This is a genomic window from Tritonibacter sp. SIMBA_163 (genome assembly GCF_046535935.1).
In the GTDB taxonomy this organism is placed as follows: Bacteria; Pseudomonadota; Alphaproteobacteria; order Rhodobacterales; family Rhodobacteraceae; genus Epibacterium; species Epibacterium scottomollicae.
This window is the reverse complement of the sequence record NZ_JAWJBP010000002.1, coordinates 182,762-199,929: the sequence shown is the minus strand read 5'-3', so window position 1 is coordinate 199,929 and position 17,168 is coordinate 182,762. Positions and strand designations below refer to the sequence as shown.

Below are 17,168 nucleotides of genomic sequence, written 5' to 3'. Positions count from 1 at the left end.
GGAGGCATTTCATGGATCCCTTGACCTGGACTGGCGCTCTTGCCTTCCTGAACCCGATCTACCAGATCACGCTCGTGCTGCTGGTCGCAGCGCTGGCAATCTGGATCATCACATCCGTCATCAGTGCCGGCACCCGGCAGGTGGCCAACGCTGATGGCTCCTTCACCCTCGCGGGCAATCCGCAAGCGATGGCGAACCTCAGCGTCAAACTTACCTTTCTGGTGGTCGCCATCCTGTCCCTTGCCTATTTGCTGCTTGGACTGATCCTGGGCACAAGCGCGGGTATCGTCGGTGCCATGTCGCGGCAGATGCTGCCCACATGGACTGCGCTGGTGGTGCTTTTCGCCCTTTCGATCACCTTCAAGCGGCGGCTTGGCCTTTATGGCAAACTCTTCGACAGCCCCATCGGGATGATTGGCTTTGGACTGGTGATGTTCTGGGTGTTCACCGGCATCTTTGGCGCCATGGACCTGATCGCCACCCATGATCCGCTGGGACAGGCCTCGGGTATGAAGAACAAGGTGCCCGGCACGCCCCTGCGCGGAGCCGAGGAAGGCGAATATGCTTGGTACCTGCTCGGCGGCGACAACTTGGCACGCGACGTGTTCTCTCGCATGGTCAAGGGCGCCTGGGAGGTGCTGAAATACGCCCCGCTCGCCACGCTTTTTGCCTTCATGGTAGGGATCACACTCGGTCTGCCGGCGGGCTATTACGGCGGTCGCCTCGACACGCTGCTGTCCTTTCTCGCCAACCTCATCCTCGCATTCCCGGTGATCCTGCTGTTCTATCTACTGGTGACACCCGAGATCGTGGCAACGGGGTTGCCGCAGTTCATGGCCGTGGTGCTCTTTGCTTTCCCGATGGTGTTCTGCGGCGTGCTGATCCACTCGCGGTTCCGCACACAGCCCGGCAAGGATTACATGTGGTTAGCCATCGTTCTGGTGCCGATCTTCCTGCTGTACATGTCGCTGATCAATGAAAATGGCAGCAAGATCGACTTCTGGCCGATCGACTTTTTTGATATTCCCGGCGGTGTGCTGGTGGTGTTTGTCTCGGTGGTCTTCGTGAACTCGCCCACCGTGTTCCGGATTGTCCGGGGGCTCGCCATGGACATCAAGACCCGCGACTATGTGGCGGCCGCGCAGACCCGCGGCGAGCGCGCCTGGTACATCATGCTGTGGGAGATCCTGCCCAACGTGCGCGGCCCGCTGATCGTCGATTTCTGCCTGCGCATCGGCTACACCACGATCCTGTTGGGCACGCTCGGCTTTTTCGGCCTCGGCCTGCCACCAGAAAGCCCCGACTGGGGGTCGACCATCAATGATGGGCGCAAGCTGTTGTCGATCTACCTGCATCCGGCCCTGCCGCCCGCCGTGGCGCTGATGAGCCTGGTGCTGGGGCTGAACCTGCTGGCCGATGGCCTGCGCGAAGAAAGCCTCAAGGACTGAGACAATCATAGCCGGGGGCGCTGCCCCCGGACCCCGAGATATATTGGGCCAAAAGAAGCACGTGAGACTTCGACCGGCCCACCAGGGAGACCAAGATGAGCAAACTTGCAGAGTATGACGGTCCGATCCTCGAGATTGACAAGCTGTCGATCTCCTTCTTCACCCGCCTGCGTGAAATTCCCGCCGTGATGGATTTCTCTGTCGCCGTGCAACCCGGAGAGGCGGTGGGTCTGGTCGGCGAATCCGGCTGCGGCAAATCCACCGTGGCGCTGGGCGTGATGCAGGATCTGGGCAAGAACGGACGCGTGGTTGGTGGGTCGATCAAGTTCAAGGGCCGTGATCTGTCGGAGATGAGTACGGAAGAGCTGCGCGACGTGCGGGGCAATGAGATCGCGATGATCTACCAGGAGCCCATGGCCTCCCTGAACCCGGCGATGAAGATCGGCAAACAGCTGATGGAAGTGCCGATGATCCACGAAGGCCTGAGCGAGAAAGACGCCCATGCCCGGGCGCTCGAGGTTGTCACAGATGTGAAATTGCCTGACCCCAAGCGGATGCTGAACTCCTATCCGCATCAACTCTCGGGTGGTCAGCAGCAACGCATCGTCATCGCCATGGCCTTGATGTCAAAACCCTCGTTGCTGATCCTCGACGAGCCCACCACAGCGCTTGACGTGACCGTGGAGGCCGCCGTGGTCGAACTGGTCAAGGATCTGGGCAAGAAATACGGCACATCGATGCTGTTCATCTCGCATAACCTCGGCCTGGTACTGGAGACTTGCGACCGGATTTGCGTGATGTATTCCGGCGAGGCGGTGGAGCGTGGCTCTATCGAGGATGTGTTCGATGACATGCGTCACCCCTACACGCAGGCGCTGTTCCGCTCGATCCCACTGCCCGGTGCCGACAAGAACGCGCGCCCCTTGGTGGCGATTCCCGGCAATTTCCCCCTGCCCCATGAACGCCCCACAGGCTGCAACTTCGGTCCACGCTGCGATTACTTCGAGGCCGGGCGCTGTGATGCAGGTGACATTCTGATGGAGCCGGTACCGGACAACGAACGCCACCACACCCGCTGTCTGAAGTTTCAGGAAATCGACTGGAACGCCCCCATCAACGTGGGTGAACAAAAGGCCAAGACCGAGCCGGGCCGGGTCGTTCTGAAGATGGACAACCTCAAGAAATACTACGAGGTGGCCGCCAACGCGCTGTTTGGCGGTGGTGCCAAGAAAGTGGTCAAGGCCAATGAGACGCTCAGCTTTGAGGCCCGCGAATCCGAGACCCTTGCCATCGTCGGCGAGTCAGGCTGTGGCAAATCCACGTTCGCCAAGGTGCTGATGGGGCTGGAGACGGCCACCGAAGGCGAGATCCTGTTGGACAATCACAACATCGAACAGATCCCGATCCAGAACCGTGATGCCAGCACCATTGCCGACGTGCAGATGGTGTTCCAGAACCCGTTTGACACGCTGAACCCGTCGATGAGCGTGGGCCGTCAGATCATTCGGGCGCTGGAGATCTTTGGCATCGGCGACAGCGATGGCGCGCGCAAACAGCGCATGCTTGAACTGCTGGATTTGGTGAAACTGCCCCGTGCCTTTGCAGATCGCATGCCGCGTCAGCTGTCTGGCGGTCAGAAACAGCGGGTGGGCATCGCCCGCGCCTTTGCCGGTGGCGCGCGCATCGTGGTGGCGGATGAGCCCGTCTCGGCGCTTGATGTGTCCGTGCAGGCGGCGGTGACCGATCTGCTGATGGAAATCCAGCGCAATGAGAAGACCACTCTCTTGTTCATTTCCCATGATCTGTCGATCGTGCGCTACCTGTCGGACCGGGTGATGGTTATGTACCTCGGCCATGTGGTCGAGCTGGGCGATACCGATCAGGTGTTCTCGCCCCCCTATCATCCCTATACCGAAGCCTTGCTGTCGGCGGTTCCGATTGCCGACACCTCGATCGAGAAAACGCATATCGTGCTGGAGGGGGACATTCCTTCGGCGATGGACCCGCCGTCAGGCTGCCCCTTCCAGACCCGTTGTCGCTGGAAGTCTCAGGTTCCGAACGGGCTGTGTGACAAGGAGGTGCCGCCGATCCGCACGCTGGCGGGCGGGCATCAGATCAAATGTCACCTCAGCGACGATATCCTCGAGAGCATGGAGCCCGTCATCAAGATCGCAGCCGAATAATGTCTCGAACGACGCGGCGACGCGGCGCAGGCAACTGACCTTCGAACCAAAAGGCCTCACCCATCTCGGGTGAGGCCTTTCGATATGGCCGATCCGCATCGGATCATGCGCGGGGATTCTTCCGCCACGCATGGTCCTGAGCCGTTCAGCGCAGGGTTGCGTCAAAGCTTTCCCAAGCTTCAACCCAACGTTCACCGCCGAGCGCATCAAGCACAGGCTGAAGGTGCTCCTCATAGGCGTGCCATTGACCTTGCGTATCCGGCGACAGTTCTTCCTGACCAAGCTTTTTGCCAATGGTATCAAGGTCACAGAGCGCGACAGGCGACAGGCACGCTTCCTGGAAATCAAGACCTGCATGTTCCAGCAGCGTGCTGATCTGCACTTTGGGGTCCTTGACCAGCGCGGCGTAGGACTGCATGCGCATCGCATCACCAAGCGTTGCCGCATAGTTGGTGGCAGACGCATAAACCGTGCGCATCACATTGGCGATCCACTCCGGACGCGAGGCCAGCGCGTTGCCGTTCAGCACGTTCGAGGCGATATTGGCCAGTGCCGTATCCATCGGATGACGCGACATGAAGATGAACTTTGCCTCCGGGAACAGGAACTGTGCCAGCGCAAACTCAAGACAGCCCAGCGGATGTGCATCCACGATCGTCTTGCCACCGGCAACCTGACCACCCAGAGCACGCTCCAGGTAATACTGGCGGAAGATGTCGATTTCTTCGGCGCTCAGCTGGTCCATCCAGTCCCAGTAGTTGCACGGGCGGTTCGTCTTCGCCAGATGCATGCGAATGGCACCATGGGTGCGCGACATCGCAGAGTTCTCGCCAACGCTGAACACGCCCGGATGCTTTGCCAGGATACGCTCGACCAGACCGGTGCCGGCCATCGGCATACCGCCAACAAAGACGAATTTCGGCAGCATCGAGCCATCCTCAGAGGGCGGGCGCGGCTCGAACATTTGCTCCTGTTCGGCGACCATTTCGTCAAAGATCGCCGGTGCAAACGGGCCTGCCACTTCCTGACGGGCCGACTGGAACAGCGTGAACGCAACGTCCGCCTCGCCAGAGGCATGCGCGATCTGGGCCAGCGCGTTATGGATCAGGGCACGGTGATTGCTGTCCAGATCGTCACGTTCGGACAGCGCCAGCATTCTCTGAGCATAAAGGCTGTCGACAGAGAAAGTCTCAATCCCATTGAGGGCCGTCAGAGCGGGCACCGAATTCGGGGTGCGTTTGAGGACCTCCTCAAAGGCCTGCGTCGCGCCCGACAGGTCTCCCTTGCTTTGGAGCATGAGGCCCAGCTTACCCCAGGCCGCCGCATCCTCGGGGTAGCTTTCGACCACATGGCGCATGACCTTGATCGCATTGTCATAGTCGCGCATCTCGAAAAAGCAGTCTGCGGTACGTTCCAGCAGGCCAAGATCCAGATCACCAGATTGTACAAAGGGCAGCATCACGCTGAGAGAGCGCGCAAATTTGCCCGTGGCCATAAGGCCGTCGACGGTTGCGAATGCCTCGGTCAAGGCATCGGGAGTGTGGCTGTTTTCTACCAGCATGTGTTGTTCGCCCTTCTGTAACGATGGGCTGAATGTGCGTCAGAGAAGTGAATCAGCGGTAAAGCACTTGGTTCGAATTTGTGGCTTTTTCTTGGAATTTAACGCGGCACTGCCACATAGGCTGCCGATCAGTCTTCGAGCAGTGGCTCATAGCGTGCATCGGTCAGCGTCTCGAGGAAGGCAACAAGCGCATCTATCCGACGGTCATCCAATGCGGGCCCATGGGTCAGCTCTTCAGTCGACAGGGTTTCGGGCACCGGCGCTGCCCCCCAGCGGGCTCCGGTTTCCGGATTGGTTTGCGCGGCCTCCGCCTTGCTGTTGTACTTGTTATAGAACGCAACAACGGTCCGCAGATCCTGAAACACCCCATTGTGCATATATGGACCGGTCACTGCGACATTGCGCAGGGTCGGTGTCTTGAACTTACCGCGCTGCGCCGGATCGTCGACCAGCGGATTGTCCAGCAATCCATTGTCCACCCACTCCGCGTCTACGCCGTTTTCCTCACGGCCCTGCAGGTTCGCCGGCACGCCGATATTGTGATACTTGAAGTCCGTAAACGGCTCGGCCGGGTCGATGGCACTGCGGCGCAGCTGGTGGCATTGATTGCAATTTGTGAATTGCTGCGAAAAGAACAACAGCCGCCCCAGCTCTTCGGTCTGGGTCAGCTCGTCCTCGCCGCGCAGATAGCGGTCATACTTGCTGTCAAAGGGCTGGAACGCTTCGCTGCTCTCAAACGCGGCGAGCGCTTTCGTCAGGGCCTCAAACCCCGCATCGGCATCGGTGGCGATATCCACGTCATAAAGGGCGCGGAAAGCGGTCACATAGTCCTCATGCTCGGCCAGCCGGGCAATGGCATCCGCTTCACGCGCCAGCCCCAGCTCGATCGGGTTCAGAATTGGCCCCCCAGCCTGCGCCGCGAGGTCCGACGCGCGCCCGTCCCAGAACTGGCCACCGACCCATTCGCCGTCAGCGTTCTGATGAAAGGCAGGCGACAGGATCGCATAGGCCGCCGTGGGGGCGTGGCGCGCACCGAGCGACAGGCCATCATCGCCCCGCGAAAACGCCCCCTCCGCGTCACGACGCGGGTCAGCAAAACCCGCATTGGGCTCGTGGCAGCTGGCACAGGACTGGGTGCGGTTCAGCGACAAGTCGGTTTCGAAGAACAAGGCCTCGCCAAGCGCTTCTGGCGTAGCATAGGGCTGCGCCGCCACCGGGGCGGTGGCAAGAAGCAGACAGGCCGCAGGACGGACGACAAAGCGCGAAACCATCATTGATATTCTCCGGGTTCTTCACCCACCGCCTAGCGCAGTCACCACGCAATTTCCAGATGCAGAAAGGACGCAGCCCTGATCTGGACCACGCCCTTTCCTCTCTCCCACAGTCCCACCCGCGGGTATTCCTCTTGCAGCAGATCGCTGATCGTCAGACCAGGAAAACCACCAGCAAGGTCAACAGGTTGATTGAGCCAAATTGCAAGATCTCTGGCCGTGTTCTGGCCCGCCATGCGCCCCAGAACGCCACCGTCAGTGTTCCGGCAAACCCAGCCAGTGCCAATGCGGCGATCACGGCGCCAATCGTCCCGGTGCCCGGCCCCCATGGCGCAGTCTCCAGGGCGATCCCCTTCAGCAACACGCCGATCAATGCGCCACAGGCCACACCCCAAAGCGTCGGCCCGATCTCGCGCCTCATCCCGCGGCCGTGGTAGTCTAGGATCTGATCCACCAGCTCAGGACGGGGCTGTGCGCCGGGTTCCCAGCCCATGCGCGCCACCTGTCCTTCAAACGTCTTCCCACTCACTTTTACGCCCCTCCGTGTTGAGAGAGAAATTCACGTCTGATTAAGGCAGATTAATGACCCGTTAACGAAGGTGGCGGGGCAAATGGTTAACGGCGGCTGGAAGTCGCCGCTGGCAGTGGCCGAACCGGCGGAAACCGGCTCAACTGCCAAGAATCTTGCGCACGTAGTTCTGAGTTTCCTTGTAGGGCGGCACCCCGCCATGCCGTTTCACCGCGTCGGGACCGGCATTATAGGCCGCAAGTGCCAGTCGCCAGGACCCGAACTTGCGATATTGCTGCGCAAGATAGCGCGCACCGCCGCGCAAATTCTCCGCCGGAATCAGCGGATCGACCCCAAGCAGCCGCGCGGTCTGCGGCATCAGCTGCGCAAGCCCCAGAGCGCCCTTGTGAGATTCGGCCCCCGGATTCCAGTTGCTCTCCTGCTGTACCAGACGCAGGAACAAATCTTCCGGAACGCCATGATCACGTGCGGCGCTGCGGGCCACTTCAAGGTATTCGCCACGGTAACTGCCGCTGTAGATTGGCAGCACATCATCCTTCAGGCTGTCGGGCTTCAACCGCTCCGAACCACGGTACTGGCTGGCGCCACGGGTATCGAGAAAGTTGGTCTGCGCCGCAAACATCTTGCGCTTGGTCTTGCTCTTGAACAGGTCAGCGGCCACCGCTTGCGTGGCGAAGACGGACAGGATCAGGGCAGCAGTCGAAATGCGTCGCATGGGATGTTTCGAGAACTCGTCAATTTTTGCTGTGAACAATATAGCCAACTTTTGGCCAAATGGAAGATATCCACATCTTACTGCCCTGTCAGGCGCAATTTGCACGCGCTCCGGGCGCTCCAGACGCGCTCCTGCCCTTTCATCGCGCGAATAGGGTCGTTACTCTTGCCGGCAGGCAACGGACGGGATTCGACTTCCCGTTCAGGCGACCCGTCGCAATCGCTCTTGAACAGATAAGAAACAAAGGACAGGACCCTCATGGCTGGATCCCTGAACAAAGTAATGCTCATCGGCAATCTTGGCCGCGATCCGGAAGTGCGCAGCTTCCAGAATGGCGGCAAGGTGTGCAACCTCCGCATCGCGACCTCGGAGACCTGGAAAGACCGCAACACCGGCGAGCGCCGCGAAAAGACCGAATGGCACTCTGTCGCCATCTTCAGCGAAGGCCTCGTGCGCGTGTGTGAGCAATATCTGCGCAAGGGCTCCAAAGTCTTCGTGGAAGGCCAGCTGCAAACCCGCAAGTGGCAGGACCAGAACGGCCAAGACCGCTATTCGACCGAGATTGTTCTACAGGGCATCGGCGGCACGCTGACCATGCTCGACGGTCGCGGTGAAGGCGGCGGCGGTGGAGGTGGCGGCAGCTTTGGCGGCGGTGGCGGCGGCCAGGGCGGCGGCGACTACGGTGGCGGCGGTGGCGGCTACGGTGGTGGCGGCAACCAGGGCGGCGGCTTTGGCGGCGGTCAGGGTGGCCCCTCGCAAAACATCGACGACGACGAAATCCCGTTCTGAGGTCTGCCCTCAGCGCGCAAAGCAAAAACACCCGGAGCGAACCGCTCCGGGTGTTTTTTTGTCATCATTCGGTTGCATGACCGGCGCGCCTCAGCCGCCTTCGCCACAAAAGAAGCTTTGGCCGTCCCCGCTGCGTTTTATGCGCGCTGACGCAATGCATCTTGCAGCACCGCGAGAACTTTGTCCTCGGGCACATCGGACGTCACAAAGGCATCGCCAATGCCGCGGGCAAGGATGAACCGCAGCTGACCATCCACGACCTTCTTGTCCTGCCCCATCAGCTCAACCAGCTCTTCGGCAGTGGGCAGATCGCCGGGGATATCCGCCAGATCGGTCTTCATACCCATCGCCTTAAGATGCGCGCGCACCCGGCTGGGGTCTTCCTGGCTGCACAGTCCCAGACGGGCGGACAGCTCAAACGCCAGCGCGCATCCGATCGCCACACCCTCGCCATGCATCAGCCGATCACTGTAGCCGGTCGCCGCCTCCAGCGCGTGGCAGAACGTGTGACCGAGGTTCAACAGCGCGCGGTCCCCCTGCTCGGTCTCGTCGCGCACCACGATATCGGCCTTCATCTGAACGGATCGCGCCACAGCCTCGACCCGCAGCGCCATATCACCTTCGGCCATGGCGGGCGCATTGGCCTCCAGCCAGTCGAAAAACTCCGCATCGCCCAGCAGGCCGTATTTCACCACCTCGCCATAACCGGCGAGGAAATCGCGCTTGGTCAGCGTGCCGAGGATCGCGGTATCGGCCAGCACCATCGCCGGCTGATGGAACGCGCCGATCAGGTTCTTGCCCTGCGGCGCGTTGATGCCGGTCTTGCCCCCCACCGAACTGTCCACCTGCGCCAGCAGGGAGGTCGGGATCTGCACAAAACGCACGCCCCGCCGCAACACCGCGGCCGCAAAGCCCGCCAGATCACCGATCACGCCACCGCCAAAGGCGATCACGATATCACCGCGCTCAACCTTCTTCTCAAGCAGCCATTCCACCGCACGGGAGAATTGCGGCCAGCCTTTGGTGGCCTCGCCCGGCGGCAAGGCCAGCGCCTCCATCTCGATGCCTTCGGCAGCCAACCCGGCGCGCAGAGCTTCAAGATGCAGTGCCGCGACGGTGTCATCGGTCAGCACGGCAACCTTTGGACGTGTCAGCAGGGGCGCCAAACGCTTGCCGACCTCGGCCACCAGATCGGGGCCGATCACCACGTCATAGGCGCGGGTGTCCAAAGGTACGTGAACGATTTTTTCCATCAGTCAAACTCCAGCACATCGGGGCGCGCCTTCAAGGCCTCCAGCACCCGGCTCACCATATTGTCGATCGAGACCTGCCCATCCGAACTCACCGTCAGATCCGCCTGTGCATAGACCGGCACGCGCGCATGATAGAGGTCGGAAAGCGTCTGATACGGGTCCGCCGAGCGCAGCAAGGGCCGCGTGTCGCGCCCCTTCACCCGCTTCCACAGCACATCCAGATCCGCCTGCAAACAGATCGAGACACCGGATTCGGACATGACCCGCCGATTTCGCTCCGCCAGAAAGGCGCCGCCGCCGGTGGACAACACGCCGCATTCTTCCTGCAAAAGCCGGGAGATGACCTGATATTCCTTCTCGCGAAAGAATGGTTCACCATCGCGGGCAAAGATTTCCGGGATCGACATATTGGCGGCAAATTCGATTTCGTGATCACTGTCGAGGAAGGGCACGTCAAGCCGTGCAGCCAGCGCCCGCCCGACCGCGGTCTTTCCGGCTCCCATCATCCCGACCAGCACGATGGTCTTCTTCAACTTTCCCGGCGCGCAACTTTCTGCCGTCGCATCGGTGATTTGGTCTTTTTCGCTCATTCTTCAGTGAATGACGTGATATTGGCAAAAAGGCCATATATAAAACTCTCAAAACAGACAAAGAAGCAGGCACCGGGACACCCATGGCACGTTTGGTAAAATACTTGGCTTTCCTCCTCATTTTGGCGGCAATCGGGCTGGTGGCATACGCCTATGTAGGCCCTTGGTTTGGTGCAGATTTTTCGGCTCCGTCAGAAGAAGTGCGCAAACCCGTGGTGCTCAATGCCGACTAAAACTGCCGCATTGGTCCTTGGCGGTCTTCTGCTGACGACATCTCCGGTTTTGGCACGCGATCCGCTGACCGCAATTGACTGGCTGAAAGCTGCTCCTCCGGTGGCCAATATTCCGCCGACGCTCTTGCAGGAACCCCCGGTCGCGCAAAGCGCGCATGGCCCCGACATCACCGTCACCCCGCTGGAGCGGTTGCTGCCGCCCATTGGGCTGGTGCCGGAATCGCGCACCGGACTTCCGGCAACCCTGTGGCAAGGCAGCCCACCGGAACAGCTGGCCACGCTGATCAGGGAGGTTCCGGTCTCCGACCTGCCCGCGATGCAATCGCTGCTGATGACACTGCTTCTGACCGAAGCGCGCCCGCCCTTTCGTGACGACGACCAGATCCTGCTTGCACGCCTCGACCGGCTGCGTGAGATCGGCGCCACGGACCCGGCTCAGGCGCTGGTGCAAGAGGCCGGGCCGACCGAGAATGCGCAAAGGTTCGACCGCTGGTTCGATGTAACGCTGTTGAACGGCGATGAGGAGCGCAGCTGCGCCGCGCTAACGGCGGATCCCTATCTGATGCAGGACTATGCAGCGCGCATCTTCTGCGCCGCCCGTCGCGGGGACTGGCCCACTGCTGCGCTGATGCTGGAAACGGCCCATGCGCTGGCCTTGCTGGGCAAGACACAGATTGCCTTGCTGGACCGCTTCCTCAATCCGGACCTCTATGAGGGCATGCCGCCGCTGCCGTCGCCTTCCGCCCCGACGCCGCTCGAATTTCGCATGTTCGAGGCGATCGGAGAGCCGATGCCAACACGGTCCCTGCCCCGCGCCTTTGCCAGCGCGGATCTGCGCGACATCGCCGGATGGAAGGCCCAACTTGAGGCCGCAGAACGCCTGACCCGCAGCCGGGCGATGAACCCGAACCAGTTGCTGGGACTGTTCACCGCGCGTCGTCCGGCCGCCTCTGGCGGCATCTGGGACCGGGTCGCCGCCGTGCAGCGGTTTGACACCGCCCTGTCCACCGGCAGCGCCGACGCGGTGCGAAAGACGCTGCCGGCCTTCTGGGCCGCCGCTCAGGCTGCAGGGCTGGAAATGGCGATGGCCGATCTCTTTGCGCCGCGATTGGCGGACATCAAACTGGACGGCAAGGCCGCCATGATCGCCTGGCGCCTGCGCCTGCTTTCTGCGGATTATGAAACAGCCGCAGCCACGCCCCCCAATGACAGCCGGCACAGCCGCTTCCTTGCCTCTCTGGCCGAAGGGCAGCCGGCGGCGGAGCTCGCCAACACGTCGCAGGAACAGGCCATCGCCACCGGCTTTGCCCCTGACAGCACGCTGCCCGCCGCACAGAAACTGCTGCTCGACCAGGGCCGTCTTGGCGAGGCCATCCTTGTGACGATGAAAAGCTTCTCGCATGGGGCCGACGGCAATCTGGAGGCTGCGACCCAGTCTCTGGCCGCGTTCCGCCATATGGGGCTTGAGGACACGGCACGTCGTGCCGCGCTCCAACTCCTGCTTCTACCGCGCGGGTAGCAACAGATGCGGGCACCGGATGATGACCTCCAATGGATTTCCACCTTCCTCGATGCTCAGGCCGCCGAGTTGGGCGCGGCGCGCAATACGCTGCTCGCCTACGGGCGCGATCTGCGCAATCTCGCGCACTGGATGGCCGGACAAGGTCTGAATTTCAGCCTAATGCAGCAAGGCGACGTGGAGTCCTACCTGATCTCCTGCGACGCCGAAGGGTTGAGCCGCGCCACCCGCGCCCGGCGCCTCTCTGCGGTCAAGCAGATCTATCGCTTTGCCTTTGAAGAAGGCTGGCGCGAGGACAATCCCGCGTTGCAGATCAAAGGCCCGGGCCGCGCCAAATCCCTGCCCAAGACCCTTGAGATCGCGGAGGTCGACCTGCTTTTGCAAGCGGCCCGTGTGACCGGGCGCACAGAGGCCGACCGGTTGCGCAACACCTGCCTGATGGAGCTGCTCTACGCCACAGGTATGCGGGTGAGTGAGCTGGTCTCGCTGCCGGTGTCAGCCGCGCGAGGTGATCCCAACATGCTGCTGATTCTGGGCAAGGGCGGCAAGGAGCGTATGGTGCCGCTGTCACCACCGGCGCGCGCGGCCCTGGCTGTCTGGCTCAGCACCCGCGATGGGATCGAGGACAAACGCGAAACCGAAGGCCACAAATCCTCTCGTTTCCTGTTCCCCTCCCGGAGTAAGGACGGGCATCTGACGCGGCATCGCTTCTACCTTCTGATCAAGGAATTGGCAGTGGCCGGTGGCGTCTCGCCCGAAAAAGTGACCCCGCACACCCTGCGCCATGCCTTTGCGACACACCTGCTGGCCAACGGTGCGGATTTGCGTGCGATTCAGGCACTTCTGGGCCATGCGGATATTGCAACAACCGAGATCTACACCCATGTTCTCGATGCCCGACTGGCAGAACTGGTGCACCAACACCATCCGCTCGCAAAGAAAGCGTCGGACACGGACTGACAGGTGCCGAGGCCCCAAACCGGCGCTTCCGGCGCAGGCAAAAGCCGGTTTCGACCCCAGACTGCTTGATCCAACGTCGCTTGCACAGCATAACCATCAAAAATGAAGGACCCTCAGGACCCCAATGGACAGCGCAACTTCCGTACTCGACAGCTCATTCTGGATCACCTCCGGCGGCATTGTGCTGCTGCTGATCTTGTCCGGTTTTTTCTCCGGTTCCGAAACTGCACTCACCGCCGCCTCACGCGGCAAGCTGCGCAGTCAGGCTGACAAGGGCGCGCGCGGGGCACAACGCGCGCTGCAGATAACCGAGGACAGCGAGCGACTGATCGGGTCTGTCCTGCTGGGCAACAACCTTGTCAACATCCTGGCGGCCTCTCTGGCGACCGCCCTGTTCACCAAGATCTTCGGTGAGAGTGGCGTCGCGTTGGCAACCATCGTGATGACAATGCTCGTTCTGGTCTTTGCCGAGGTTCTGCCAAAGACCTACGCCATCACAAACTCCGAAAAAGCCGCCGCAGCCGTGGCGCCGGTCATTGGTACCTTGGTGACGATCCTGGCACCGATCGTCGGTGCGGTGCGGCTGCTTGTGCGCGGTGTGCTGCGCGTCTTCGGGGTGCAGATCGACCCGGACAGCCACATCATGGCGGTGCGCGAAGAAATCGTCGGTGCGCTGCAGATCGGCCACTCCGAAGGTGTGGTGGAAAAGGAAGACCGCGATCGTATCCTTGGCGCGCTGGATCTCTCCGACCGCTTGGTTGAGGAAATCATGCTGCATCGCTCCAAAATCGAAATGATCGATGCAGAGGCCGACCCCGAGGCCATTCTGGAACAATGCCTGACCTCCTCACACACCCGCCTGCCGCTGTTTCGCACCAATCAGGAGAACATCATCGGCGTGGTCCATGCGAAGGATCTGCTGCGCAAGATGTATGCCAAGATCGGCGGTCCGGATGGCGACGCCTCCGCACTGCGTGACTTCAACATCACCGAAGTCAGCAAGCCGCCATATTTCGTGCCAGAGACCACCACGTTAGACGATCAGATGCGTCAGTTTCTGCGCATGCGCACTCATTTCGCGCTGGTGGTGGATGAATATGGCTCCCTGCAAGGGCTGATCACCCTTGAAGACATTCTCGAGGAGATCGTCGGTGAGATCACCGATGAATTCGACCCTGCCGAACAGAGCTTCGCCCGCAAAACGGGGGATGGCAATTTCATCGTCGAAGGCGCCACCACTATCCGGGACCTCAATCGGGCCATGGAATGGAACCTGCCCGACGAAGAGGCCAACACCGTTGCAGGCCTTGTGATCCACGAGGCGCAGATGATCCCGACAGTGGGTCAGGTGTTTTCCTTTCATGGCTTCCGTTTCGAAGTCACCGCGCGTGAAGGCAACCGCGTCACGGGTCTGAAAATTCGTCCCCTGAACAGCTGATATCTGTCTGTCATCCAAAACCCCGCGAAAGAGGGGTTTCGCTTCGGGCTTTGCCCGAAGCGACCAGCGCGGCGCGCGCCCAACCGGAGGGCCAGTCCCGTTGGGGCTGGACAAGCGGGCGGGAGATCACCCGCTTTGCATCCCACCTCCGACATCCCCTGTCGCATTTTGACTGGACTACTGGGCACAAGTGTCCAGAATGATGCCAATCGCGAACCTGACAGGGAGACAGACTTCATGAAAACCACCACCCGTGTGGCCGTCATCGGCGGCGGCGTCGTCGGCTGCTCCGTCCTCTACCACCTGACCAAGCTCGGCTGGTCCGACGTGATGCTGATTGAGCGCTCGGAGTTGACCTCCGGTTCCACCTGGCATGCAGCCGGGGGCTTTCACACCCTGAACGGCGACACCAACATGGCCGCCCTTCAGGGCTATACCATCAAGCTCTACAAGGAGCTGGAAGAGATCACCGGCATGTCCTGCGGGCTGCACCATGTCGGCGGCGTCACCCTTGCGGACAACAAGGAACGCTTCGACATGCTGAAGGCGGAGCGCGCCAAACATCGCTTCATGGGACTTGAGACAGAGATCGTAAGTCCCGAAGAAATCAAGAAAATCGCCCCTGTCACCAATATCGACAGCATCATCGGCGGGCTCTACGATCCGCTGGATGGCCACCTCGATCCCTCCGGCACCACCCACGCCTACGCCAAGGCCGCACGCATGGGCGGCGCCACCATCGAGACCCATTGCAAGGTGATCGAGACCAACCAGCGCCCCGATGGAAGCTGGGATGTGGTCACCAACAAGGGCACCATTCACGCCGAGCATATCGTCAACGCAGGCGGTCTCTGGGCCCGCGAAGTGGGCGCGATGGCGGGGATCTACTTTCCGCTGCACCCGATGGAGCACCAATACATCGTCACCGACGAGGTGCCGATGATTGCCGAGATTATCGACGGCGGCGGCGAGCATCCGCATGTGATGGACCCGGCGGGCGAAAGCTACTTGCGACAGGAAGGCCGCGGCCTCTGCATTGGTTTCTACGAACAGCCCTGCCGGCCATGGGCGGTCGATGGCACGCCCTGGGATTTTGGCCACGAACTGCTGCCAGACGACTTTGACAAGATAGAAGAAAGCATTGAATTTGCTTACAAACGTTTCCCGGCCCTGGCCGAGGCCGGTGTCAAATCAGTAATCCACGGCCCCTTCACCTTTGCCCCCGATGGCAACCCGCTGGTGGGCCCGGTGCCCGGCGTGCGCAACTACTGGTCGGCCTGTGCCGTGATGGCGGGCTTCTCTCAAGGCGGTGGCGTCGGGCTGATGCTGGCGCAATGGATGGTCGAGGGCGAATGCGAACGCGACACAGCCGCCATGGATGTCGCCCGCTATGGCAACTGGATCACCCCCGGCTACACCCGCCCCAAGGTGGTCGAGAACTATCAGAAACGCTTCTCCATCGCCTACCCGAACGAGGAGCTTCCCGCCGCGCGCCCCTTCCGCACGACGCCGATGTACGACATCTTTGATGGCTTGGGCGCGGTCTGGGGCCACTACTACGGCATGGAGATCCCGAACTACTTTGCTGCCGAAGGAGATGAGCGATACGAGATCCCCTCCTTCCGGCGCTCCAACGCCTTCGAGGCCACCGCGCGTGAGGTGAAGACCGTCCGCGAAGCCGTTGGCATCAATGAGATTCACAACTTTGGCAAATACCGTGTCAAAGGCGCCGGTGCCCGCGCCTGGCTGGATCGCATCATGGCGGGCCGGGTGCCAAAACAGGGTCGGCTCAGCCTGACGCCGATGCTCTCGCCCAAGGGGCGCCTGATTGGGGATTTCACCATTTCCTGCCTCGGCGAGGAGGACTTCCAGCTCACCGCCTCCTATGGCGCGCAGGCCTATCACATGCGCTGGTTCCTGCAGAACCTGGACGAGGGCGTGACCATCGAAAACGTCTCGGATCAGGTCAACGGCTTCCAGATCGCCGGCCCCCGCGCCAGGGACGTGCTCGCCGCCGTCACCCGCGATGCCGTAGACCTGAAGTTCCTCGATGTGCGCCGTATGACCATCGGCAAGGTGGATTGCGTCGTGCAACGGGTCAGCTACACGGGCGATCTTGGCTATGAAATCTATTGCGACCTGCCGAGCCAGCGATCCCTGTGGGACACGCTCTGGGGCGAGGGCCAAACCCACGGCATGAAACCATTCGGTATGCGCGCCATGATGTCGCTGCGGCTGGACAAGTTCTTCGGCTCCTGGTTATCGGAATTCTCTCCCGACTACACGGCGGCGGAAACCGGGCTGGACCGCTTTATATCCTTCAAGAAACCCGTTGATTTCATTGGACGATATGCTGCGGAGGCTGAGCGGGACGCAGGTGCCGCACGCAAGCTCTGCGCCTTTGAGGTTGAGGCAGAGGACGCTGATGTGGTGGCCTATGAGCCGATCTGGCTCGACGGCGCAGTGGTGGGGTTTTGCACCTCGGGTGGCTACAGCCACCATGCGCAGAAATCCATCGCGCTGGGGTTTGTCCCCGTTGAGCGCGCCACCGACGGGCTGCAGGTCGAGATCGAGATCCTCGGCAAGAAACACGTCGCCCGGCTGATTACCGAGCCGCTGTTTGACGCCGATGGCGCCCGTATGCGCGGCTGAAACCACAAAACAGGTCAACAGGACTGA

The 17,168-nt window shown here is 61.3% G+C and carries 14 protein-coding genes; 8 read left to right on the top strand and 6 right to left on the bottom strand.

What is annotated here, in order from left to right; genetic code table 11:
• The first annotated feature begins 11 nt into the window (after positions 1-11).
• Together R0J92_RS04865 and R0J92_RS04860 are read left to right on the top strand one after the other, a co-directional pair.
• The gene (locus tag R0J92_RS04865; protein ID WP_411050908.1) at positions 12-1,448 is read left to right on the top strand and encodes an ABC transporter permease; all 1,437 of its coding nucleotides are present in this window, start codon (positions 12-14) and stop codon (positions 1,446-1,448) included.
• A gap of 95 nt (positions 1,449-1,543) precedes the next feature.
• Positions 1,544-3,631 carry a dipeptide ABC transporter ATP-binding protein gene (locus R0J92_RS04860; RefSeq protein WP_411050907.1) on the top strand — a complete coding sequence of 696 codons (2,088 nt, stop codon included), beginning with the start codon at positions 1,544-1,546 and terminating at the stop codon, positions 3,629-3,631.
• A gap of 145 nt (positions 3,632-3,776) precedes the next feature.
• Here the strand turns inward: R0J92_RS04860 and R0J92_RS04855 are convergent, their stop codons facing one another.
• From R0J92_RS04855 to R0J92_RS04840, 4 genes are all read right to left on the bottom strand, one after another.
• On the bottom strand, positions 3,777-5,192 hold the full coding sequence (locus tag R0J92_RS04855) for a tetratricopeptide repeat-containing sulfotransferase family protein (RefSeq protein WP_411050906.1): 1,416 nt from the start codon (positions 5,190-5,192) through the stop codon (positions 3,777-3,779).
• Positions 5,193-5,320: 128 nt separating this feature from the next.
• Positions 5,321-6,466, bottom strand: a complete 1,146-nt coding sequence (locus tag R0J92_RS04850; protein ID WP_411050905.1) for a cytochrome-c peroxidase — start codon at positions 6,464-6,466, stop codon at positions 5,321-5,323.
• A gap of 151 nt (positions 6,467-6,617) precedes the next feature.
• Positions 6,618-6,992 carry a hypothetical protein gene (locus R0J92_RS04845; protein WP_317386074.1) on the bottom strand — a complete coding sequence of 125 codons (375 nt, stop codon included), beginning with the start codon at positions 6,990-6,992 and terminating at the stop codon, positions 6,618-6,620.
• A 139-nt stretch (positions 6,993-7,131) separates the two neighbouring features.
• Positions 7,132-7,707, bottom strand: coding sequence for a lytic transglycosylase domain-containing protein (locus tag R0J92_RS04840; protein WP_106164011.1), 576 nt, complete (start codon positions 7,705-7,707; stop codon positions 7,132-7,134).
• 258 nt (positions 7,708-7,965) lie between these two features.
• Between R0J92_RS04840 and ssb the strand changes: the two genes are divergently transcribed.
• Positions 7,966-8,496, top strand: coding sequence for a single-stranded DNA-binding protein (ssb, locus tag R0J92_RS04835; RefSeq protein WP_106164009.1), 531 nt, complete (start codon positions 7,966-7,968; stop codon positions 8,494-8,496).
• A gap of 137 nt (positions 8,497-8,633) precedes the next feature.
• On the opposite strand, the gene aroB is transcribed toward ssb, so the two are convergent.
• Positions 8,634-9,749 (bottom strand): 3-dehydroquinate synthase, encoded by a 1,116-nt coding sequence (gene aroB, locus R0J92_RS04830; protein WP_411050904.1) that lies wholly within the window; start codon positions 9,747-9,749, stop codon positions 8,634-8,636.
• The gene (locus tag R0J92_RS04825) at positions 9,749-10,339 is read right to left on the bottom strand and encodes a shikimate kinase (RefSeq protein WP_106164007.1); all 591 of its coding nucleotides are present in this window, start codon (positions 10,337-10,339) and stop codon (positions 9,749-9,751) included. The genes aroB and R0J92_RS04825 overlap by 1 nt, the downstream gene beginning before the upstream one ends.
• A gap of 83 nt (positions 10,340-10,422) precedes the next feature.
• Between R0J92_RS04825 and R0J92_RS04820 the strand changes: the two genes are divergently transcribed.
• The 5 genes from R0J92_RS04820 (at position 10,423) to R0J92_RS04800 (ending at position 17,141) form a co-directional block, all read left to right on the top strand.
• Complete coding sequence (locus tag R0J92_RS04820) at positions 10,423-10,572, top strand: hypothetical protein (protein WP_165798130.1); 150 nt, start codon at positions 10,423-10,425, stop codon at positions 10,570-10,572.
• Positions 10,562-12,091 carry a hypothetical protein gene (locus R0J92_RS04815; protein ID WP_411050903.1) on the top strand — a complete coding sequence of 510 codons (1,530 nt, stop codon included), beginning with the start codon at positions 10,562-10,564 and terminating at the stop codon, positions 12,089-12,091. Before R0J92_RS04820 ends, R0J92_RS04815 begins: the two co-directional genes overlap by 11 nt.
• 6 nt (positions 12,092-12,097) lie before the next feature.
• Positions 12,098-13,051 (top strand): tyrosine recombinase, encoded by a 954-nt coding sequence (locus R0J92_RS04810; RefSeq protein ID WP_411050902.1) that lies wholly within the window; start codon positions 12,098-12,100, stop codon positions 13,049-13,051.
• A gap of 124 nt (positions 13,052-13,175) precedes the next feature.
• The gene (locus R0J92_RS04805; RefSeq protein ID WP_106164004.1) at positions 13,176-14,489 is read left to right on the top strand and encodes an HlyC/CorC family transporter; all 1,314 of its coding nucleotides are present in this window, start codon (positions 13,176-13,178) and stop codon (positions 14,487-14,489) included.
• A gap of 237 nt (positions 14,490-14,726) precedes the next feature.
• Positions 14,727-17,141: a GcvT family protein gene (locus R0J92_RS04800; protein WP_411050901.1), complete on the top strand. Its 2,415-nt coding sequence runs from the start codon at positions 14,727-14,729 to the stop codon at positions 17,139-17,141.
• The last annotated feature ends 27 nt before the right edge of the window (positions 17,142-17,168 follow it).

Bases quoted from the DNA above. Each gene is read 5' to 3' on its own strand.
- R0J92_RS04865 (WP_411050908.1), top strand. From the start codon at position 12: ATGGATCCCTTGACCTGGACTGGCGCTCTTGCCTTCCTGAACCCGATC.
- R0J92_RS04860 (WP_411050907.1), top strand. From the start codon at position 1,544: ATGAGCAAACTTGCAGAGTATGACGGTCCGATCCTCGAGATTGACAAG.
- R0J92_RS04855 (WP_411050906.1), bottom strand. From the start codon at position 5,192: ATGCTGGTAGAAAACAGCCACACTCCCGATGCCTTGACCGAGGCATTC.
- R0J92_RS04850 (WP_411050905.1), bottom strand. From the start codon at position 6,466: ATGATGGTTTCGCGCTTTGTCGTCCGTCCTGCGGCCTGTCTGCTTCTT.
- R0J92_RS04840 (WP_106164011.1), bottom strand. From the start codon at position 7,707: ATGCGACGCATTTCGACTGCTGCCCTGATCCTGTCCGTCTTCGCCACG.
- ssb (WP_106164009.1), top strand. From the start codon at position 7,966: ATGGCTGGATCCCTGAACAAAGTAATGCTCATCGGCAATCTTGGCCGC.
- aroB (WP_411050904.1), bottom strand. From the start codon at position 9,749: ATGGAAAAAATCGTTCACGTACCTTTGGACACCCGCGCCTATGACGTG.
- R0J92_RS04825 (WP_106164007.1), bottom strand. From the start codon at position 10,339: ATGAGCGAAAAAGACCAAATCACCGATGCGACGGCAGAAAGTTGCGCG.
- R0J92_RS04820 (WP_165798130.1), top strand. From the start codon at position 10,423: ATGGCACGTTTGGTAAAATACTTGGCTTTCCTCCTCATTTTGGCGGCA.
- R0J92_RS04815 (WP_411050903.1), top strand. From the start codon at position 10,562: ATGCCGACTAAAACTGCCGCATTGGTCCTTGGCGGTCTTCTGCTGACG.
- R0J92_RS04810 (WP_411050902.1), top strand. From the start codon at position 12,098: ATGCGGGCACCGGATGATGACCTCCAATGGATTTCCACCTTCCTCGAT.
- R0J92_RS04805 (WP_106164004.1), top strand. From the start codon at position 13,176: ATGGACAGCGCAACTTCCGTACTCGACAGCTCATTCTGGATCACCTCC.
- R0J92_RS04800 (WP_411050901.1), top strand. From the start codon at position 14,727: ATGAAAACCACCACCCGTGTGGCCGTCATCGGCGGCGGCGTCGTCGGC.